The organism is Massilia sp. NBRC 108631 (assembly GCF_059704565.1).
This window is the reverse complement of record NZ_BAAKJE010000224.1, coordinates 74,404-80,403: the sequence shown is the minus strand read 5'-3', so window position 1 is coordinate 80,403 and position 6,000 is coordinate 74,404. Positions and strand designations below refer to the sequence as shown.

Below are 6,000 nucleotides of genomic sequence, written 5' to 3'. Positions count from 1 at the left end.
AAAAAAACACGCCGGGGCCACGAATGGCGCCGGCGAAAAGACCTTATGAGTTACGCGACCACCCAAATGAATGGGATAACAGGAAAAAGATAGCGCAACCATTTCAGTCTATTCCTTTGCAAGGCAACTTGTCAAGACGGCTTTTTCAATAAGCGCGGGCAGGCGGCCGGATCCGGGGCGGCGCGTCGGACTGGCGCCGGATCAGCGTGAAGCCGATGGACAGCTGCTCGGTGGCGCCGGGCTGCTGGCTGCGCTGGGCCTGCACCTGGCGCACCAGGCACTGCACCGCCGCCTCCGCCATGGCCGCTGTTGGCTGGCGCACGGTGGTCAGCGCCGGCCAGATCGTCATGGCCAGCGCGGTGTCATCGAAGCCGGTCACGGTCAGGTCGCCCGGCACGTCCAGCCGCAGCCGGTGCGCCACCGCCACTACCGCCGCAGCCATGTCGTCGTTGCTGGCGAAAATCGCGGTCGGACGGTCGCGCAGCGCCAGCAGCTGTTCGGCCGCGTCCAGCCCCGACCGGTAGTTGAACAGGCCCGGCACCACCAGCTCGGGCGCCAGCTGGCCGCCGAAATCGCGCAGCGCGGCCTGGTAGCCGGCCAGCCGCAGCGCGCTGCAGGACTGGGCCGGGTTGCCCATCACGAAACCGATGCGTTCATGTCCCAGTTCAATCAGGTGGCGCGTCATTTCGTAGGCGGCGCCGTGTTCATCGATGCTGACGGCGCTGGCGCGGCTGTCGGGCTGGCCGCAGGCCACCACCACCAGCGGCACGCCGGAATTGACCGCCAGGTCGACAATCGGGGCGCGGTCGCACAGCGGCGGCGGCAGGATGATGCCATCCAGGTTGCTGTCCAGCAGGCGCTGCGCCTGCGTCAATGCCTCCTTGCCCTCCCCGCACTGCTCCACCAGCAACTGCACATTATTCAGGCTGGCCTGGTTGAGCAGGCCAAGCAGGAATTCCGCGAGGTAGGCGCCGCTCGGTTTGCTGTACAGGAAGCCGACCCGTATCGGCTTCAGGCCGGCGATGGTGCGCGCTTCCGGATTGGGCGCGTAGTTCAGCGCCGCCACCGCTTCGGCCACCTTCTTGCGGGTGCTGCCGCGCACGATGTCTTTGCCGTTCATGACGCGCGACACCGTCATGGGCGACACGCCGGCCAGCCTGGCCACGTCGATCATATTCGGACTGCGTTTGGAATCTGGGTGCATTCAGGCTGTTTCCTGCGAAAATGGTTGATATAACATGATAAGCCGAAATAGAATAGATTGCGCTATCATTCCGCACTAAACGCCGTTATAAAATCTAACAAAGGAGACACATGACTACGCGACGCAACACCTTGCACCTGCTCGGAGCCGCCGCCGGCGCCCTGCTGCTGCCGCCATCGGCCCTGGCCGAAACATTGGCCGCCCCACCCGCACCCGAGCCGCTGAAAGACATCGCCGCGAAAAAGGGCATGCGCTTCGGTAATGCGCTTGGCAAGGTGGGCGGCCCTGCCTACCGCCAGCTCATGGCCCGCGAGTGCAACATGATCGTAGCCGAGAACGAGACCAAATGGCCAGCGCTGCAGCCGCGTCCCGGCCCGCACCAGTTCGCGGTGCCGGACGAAATGTTCGCCTGGGCCAAGAAGGAAGGCATGGCGATCCGCGGCCACACACTGATCTGGCAATCGCCGAAATGGCTGCCGGACTGGGTCAGCGCCTACGACTTCGGCGCCCAGCCCAAGCAGGCCGCCGAGCGTTTGCTGGGTGAGCATATCAAGGCCGTGTGCGGCCACTTCGGCAAGGACATCGTCAGCTACGACGTGGTGAACGAGGCGGTCGACCCGGCCACGGGCCGGCTGATCGAGAACGTGTTCAGCAAGCGCCTGGGCGCGCTGGACGAGATCGACCTGGCCTTCCGGCTGGCGCACGAACATGCGCCGCACGCGCAGCTGGTCTACAACGACTACATGAATCCCGGCGCGGGCAGTGCCAAGCATCGCGCGGGCGTGCTCAAGCTGCTGGCCGACTTGCGTGCACGCGGCACGCCGGTGCATGCGCTCGGCCTGCAAAGCCACATCGGCGATTCGCTGCCGCCCGCCGACACGGCCGCCAGCAGTGAGTGGCGCAAGTTCCTGGACGAGGCGACCGGCATGGGCTACGACTTGCTGATTACGGAGTTCGACGTGAACGACCGCAAGCTGCCGGTGGATTTCGCCAAGCGCGATGCGGGTGTGGCCGCCCTGGCGCGCGACTACCTCGACCTGACGCTGAGCTATCCGCGCTGCCGCGACCTCCTGCTGTGGGGCATGGCCGACCACGTGAACTGGCTGCAGACGTGGAAGGAAGCGGCGCGCACCGACGGCAAGGCGCAGCGCCCTGCCCCCTTCGACGACCAGCTGCGCGCCAAGCCGCTGCGCGAAGCTATCGCCAAGGCGCTGCGCGACATGCCGCAGCGCGCCGCCTGACCCGGCAGCCGTGCCGCCCAGGCCTGCCGCAAAGCGCTGGCCTGCCACAACTGCCTGGCCGCGCGCGGCCTTAGCTCTGCGGCGGCGCCTCGGCGCGGGTGAACTCGAAGCTGTCCATGTCGAGGAAGCCCGCGCCGGGTTTCGGGTTGTAGCAGAACAGCGCAAACTGCTGCCCCTGGAACGTGCCGGTTCGCCAGTCATAGGCCAGCTTGAAGCTGCCGCCCAGGCCGTGCCACTGCTTGCCGTCCACGCTGTACGCCACCTCGGCCAGATTGGTCTTGAAGTCCATGTCCGTGCGCAGGTGGATCCTGCCGGCCGCCAAAGCCGATGTCGCCGGCAAAGGCAGCGACGGCACCCGCACATCCGACTGCCTGCCCGCCGCCGTATCCTCGATCACCTCCATGCGCAGCGACAGCTTGCCCCCGGCGCCGCCCACCACGGCGATATGGCCGTTGAACTTGCCCAGCGTGCCGAAGCCGCACACGTCGCCCTCCTTCAGATTGGCCACGTCGAGCGATACGACGCCACGGCTCCACGGCCCCTGCCCTTTCTGCGTCAGCGTATTGCGCGCGGTCCAGAACTCGGTCGCCTCGGTCGGCTTCAAGCGCAGGAAGCCCGGCCGCTCGCCAAGCGACCAGCGGCTGTCGACCGGGTTGTGGTTCCACTGCCACTGGAGCCCCAGCCGCGGCGCGCTGAAATCGTCCGAGGCGGCCAGCGCCAGTACCGGCCGGCCTTGTACTGGCTTGGGCGCCACCGCAGGCACGCGGCCCGGCGCCTCCTTCGTGCCCCACACGGGCCAGCCATCTTCCCAGAACACCGGACTGATATTCGTCATGCGCCCGATCGGCCCTGCGTCCACCATCACGAAACCATACCAGCCGCCGTCCGGCAGATCGACGATGGCGCCCTGGTGACCGCCGCTGCGATCGTCGATCTGCGGGCGCGTCTCCCAAGGTCCTTGCAGGCTTTTCGCGCGCGACACCACCAGCGCCAGTTTGGAAGGCAAGGCATTAAACAGGTAGTAGTACTCGCCGCGCCTGACCAGCTTCGAGCCTTCGGCCCCCTTGTAATAGTGGATCTTGCGCGCATCCGTCACCTTGGAGAAATCGCCGCTGAGCGTCAGCAGTGTGACCGTGCCGTCCCAGCCGCCGGAGCTTGCGATATAGGCCTTGCCATCCGGTTCAATGAACAAGGCCGGGTCGAAGGCCGGGCGGTCCAGGGTATGGTAGGCCCACGGCCCCTTGATATCCTTGCTGTAGTAGATACGCGTGTTCTGGTTGACCGGCGTTACCGCCACGTAGAACATGCCGGCGTGGTGCCGCAGGCTGGCGGCAAACATGCCGTGGCGGTAGGCGCCGCCCTGCTTCAGGTCGAAGCGCTCATCGCCGTCCAGCCGTGGCACCAGGTGCGAGGCGAAGGCCCAGTTCACCAGGTCTTTCGAGTGCAGCAGCGTCAGGCCGGGACTGTTGGCGAAGGTGGTGGTGACGAAATAGAAGTCTTCGCCCACGCGGATGATGTCCGGGTCCGGGTAGTCGGCGTACAGCGGCGGGTTGGTGTAGCTGCCATTGCCGTTGTCGGCGGCGGCGGCGGGCAGTCCGGTCAGGCTGCCCAGGCAAAGCGCAGCCGTCCATGCGGCAGCGGCGCCGCGGCAAAGTCGATTCATCATGTCTCCTGTTGACGTCTTATGCCGAATCCGGCAGGATGCTAATGGTAGCGCTATTCATTATGATATACGCTATGGTAGACGTCAAAAACTTACAATAACAGCGAGACAACAACAATGAGACAACAACGCCTGGCGATCATCCTCGCCGCCGCCCTGGCCGGTACAGCCGCGAGCGCACACGCCGCAGAGGCACGCTTCGAGCGCTTCAGCTACGAAGGCCACGCGCAGGAAAGCGCGCAGCCGGCCGCCAACGAATTCCGCAACCCCATCCTGTCTGGCTACTACCCGGACCCGTCGGTCACCCGCGTGGGCGACGATTACTACCTGATCAACTCCTCGTTCACGAATTATCCCGGCCTGCCGGTGTTCCACTCGCGCGACCTGGTGAGCTGGAAGCAGATCGGCAACGCCATCAGCCGTCCCGGCCAGTTCAACTTCCAGGGTCTGCGCTCCTCGCGCGGCATCTACGCGCCGGACATCTCGCACAACAACGGCGTGTTCTACGTGGTTACCACCTGCGTCGACTGCGGCGGCAACGTGGTGATGACGGCCACCAATCCGGCCGGCCCGTGGTCCGATCCCAAGCCCGTGAAGTTCGGCGGCATCGACCCGTCCATCTTCTGGGACACCGACGGCAAGGCCTACATGGTGAACAATGGCGATCCTGTTGAAACCCCGCGCTACGACGGCCACCGCGCGATCTGGGTGCAGGAGTTTGATCCGAAAACGCTCGCCATGGTGGGCGAGCGCACGCTGATCGTAAACGGCGGTGTCGACATTTCCACCAAGCCGATCTGGATCGAGGGACCGCACTTGCTGAAGCGCGGCGAGTACTACTACCTGACCGCGGCCGAAGGCGGCACCGGCGACCAGCACTCCCAGGTGGTGTTCCGCTCCACCAGCGTGCGCGGTCCGTTCGTGCCGTTCGAGCACAACCCCATCCTGAGCCAGCGCTCACTGGACGCCAGCCGCGCCAACCCAGTGACCTCGGCCGGCCATGCCAAGTTCGTGCAGACGCAGAGCGGCGAATGGTGGGCCACCTTCCTGGCCACCCGCCCTTACGGCCCGGACTTGTACAACATCGGCCGCGAAACCTTCTTGCTGCCGGTGACATGGCAGGATGGCTGGCCGGTGGTGCTGGAAGCGGGCAAGCGCATTCCGTTCACCGTTCCCAAGCCGGCTATTCCCGGTTTAGGCACCGGCGTCCGGCCGGCCCAGCCTTTCACCGGTGATATCAGCTATACGGACGAATTCAGCGGCAGCACCCTGTCGGACCAGTGGATAGGCGTACGCACGCCGGCCACCCCATTCTACAAACTGGACAAAGGCCAGCTGGTACTGACGCCGGGCGGCCGGCTGGGCGACCTGAAAAGCACGCCATCTTTTATCGCGCGCCGCCAGCAGCACCACATCGCCACCGTATCCACCACGCTCAGCTTCCGCCCCGTACACGACGGCGACCGCGCCGGCCTGCTGGCCTACCAGAGCGACGAGTCCCATCTGTTCTACGGAATAAGCCGCATCGGCGGCAAGAATGTGCTGGCCCTGTACACCAGGGCGAAATCGAATGAGGATGTGCTGGTGGCCAGCGCGCCGCTTGCGGGTGACACCGCGACGTTGACCTTGAAGGCAGATGGCGGCAGCATGGCGTTCAGCTATACCATCGGCGGCAAGACCAGGACACTGGCGGACAAGCTGGACGCCACGTTCCTGTCCACCCGCAAGGCGGGCGGATTCGTCGGCACCATAATCGGCCCCTACGCCTGGCAAGCGGCGCAAAACTGAGCATGGGGGTGCGTGCTAGAATGGCGGCCCTTTCAGGCAGTCATGCACACACCCCATGCTTTCGCAGTCTTTTACGTACTGGTCGGCCCTATTGCTGCTGCCGG

4 protein-coding genes are annotated in these 6,000 nt (G+C 65.3%); 2 read left to right on the top strand and 2 right to left on the bottom strand.

Features of this window, described 5'->3' with window-relative positions; all coding sequences use genetic code 11:
- Positions 1-145 precede the first annotated feature (145 nt).
- The gene (locus AC6H42_RS24395; RefSeq protein ID WP_057156386.1) at positions 146-1,204 is read right to left on the bottom strand and encodes a LacI family DNA-binding transcriptional regulator; all 1,059 of its coding nucleotides are present in this window, start codon (positions 1,202-1,204) and stop codon (positions 146-148) included.
- Between the two features lie 110 nt (positions 1,205-1,314).
- On the opposite strand from AC6H42_RS24395, the gene AC6H42_RS24390 reads away from it, so the two are divergent.
- Positions 1,315-2,445 carry an endo-1,4-beta-xylanase gene (locus AC6H42_RS24390; protein WP_057156385.1) on the top strand — a complete coding sequence of 377 codons (1,131 nt, stop codon included), beginning with the start codon at positions 1,315-1,317 and terminating at the stop codon, positions 2,443-2,445.
- 70 nt (positions 2,446-2,515) lie between these two features.
- Here AC6H42_RS24390 and AC6H42_RS24385 read toward each other — a convergent pair whose 3' ends face one another.
- Entirely contained in the window at positions 2,516-4,111 is a 1,596-nt protein-coding gene (locus AC6H42_RS24385) for a glycoside hydrolase family 43 protein (protein WP_497549160.1), read from the bottom strand.
- A gap of 114 nt (positions 4,112-4,225) precedes the next feature.
- On the opposite strand from AC6H42_RS24385, the gene AC6H42_RS24380 reads away from it, so the two are divergent.
- A complete protein-coding gene (locus AC6H42_RS24380; protein WP_497549159.1) occupies positions 4,226-5,896 on the top strand; it encodes a glycoside hydrolase family 43 protein in 1,671 nt (556 codons plus the stop codon).
- Positions 5,897-6,000: the final 104 nt, after the last annotated feature.

Excerpts from the sequence above, each read along its gene's own strand:
- AC6H42_RS24395 (WP_057156386.1), bottom strand. The coding sequence starts at position 1,204 with ATGCACCCAGATTCCAAACGCAGTCCGAATATGATCGACGTGGCCAGG.
- AC6H42_RS24390 (WP_057156385.1), top strand. The coding sequence starts at position 1,315 with ATGACTACGCGACGCAACACCTTGCACCTGCTCGGAGCCGCCGCCGGC.
- AC6H42_RS24385 (WP_497549160.1), bottom strand. The coding sequence starts at position 4,111 with ATGATGAATCGACTTTGCCGCGGCGCCGCTGCCGCATGGACGGCTGCG.
- AC6H42_RS24380 (WP_497549159.1), top strand. The coding sequence starts at position 4,226 with ATGAGACAACAACGCCTGGCGATCATCCTCGCCGCCGCCCTGGCCGGT.